1 pseudogene is annotated in these 725 nt (G+C 49.0%); it reads left to right on the top strand.

Annotated elements, in window-relative coordinates:
- Nucleotides 1-725, top strand: a pseudogene (locus R8N49_RS27060) (transcriptional regulator MalT); the annotation flags it as partial.

Genomic DNA, 725 nt, shown 5'->3' with positions numbered 1-725 from the left:
TTGATTGCTCAAGGTTACGTGCAAGCGGCCTTTGAGCTGCAAGATTCAGGCTTTCGTCTGATTGAAGATCAGCAATTACAGCACGTTCCTCTACACGAATTTTTATTGCGTATCCGCGCGCAAGTCTTATGGTGCTGGAACCGCCTAGATGAAGCCGAAGAGTGTGCGTACCGAGGCCTACAAATTCTCGAAAACCATTCGCCGAGTAAGCACTTACATAGCTACTCAATGTTGGCACGCATTGCGATTGGCCGTGGCGAACTAGACAAAGCCGGTAAATTCATCGAGCACATTCAACATTTAATGAAGCAGTCTACGTACCACGTAGATTGGACCGCCAACGCCTCTTTATCGTTGATCTTATTCTGGCAAGCGCGTGGCAATACAGAAGCCATGCAAGAATGGTTGAACACGGCGGTTCGTCCAGAATCGGCATGTAACCACTTCTTACAACTGCAATGGCGCAATATAGTGCGTGCACACATCAATTTGGGTCAGTATGAGGAAGCACGCCAAGCGCTAAACTTCCTGCAAAGTGAAGCGCGCCGTACCAACCTCATTACCGATACCAATCGCAACCTCGTTGTTGAAGCAGTCTTGGCCGCACGCCAAAAAGACGAAGAGCAAGCCAAAGCGCTGCTAAAAGAAGCGCTAGTAATGACGAACCAAACAGGTATGGTCGGAAACTTCCTGATTGATGGCGCTACGATTGGTGGCCTGCTAGA

This window comes from Vibrio sp. 1978 (assembly GCF_033344345.1).
The sequence above is the reverse complement of the archived record's forward strand: the minus strand, read 5'-3'. Positions and strand labels throughout refer to the sequence as shown.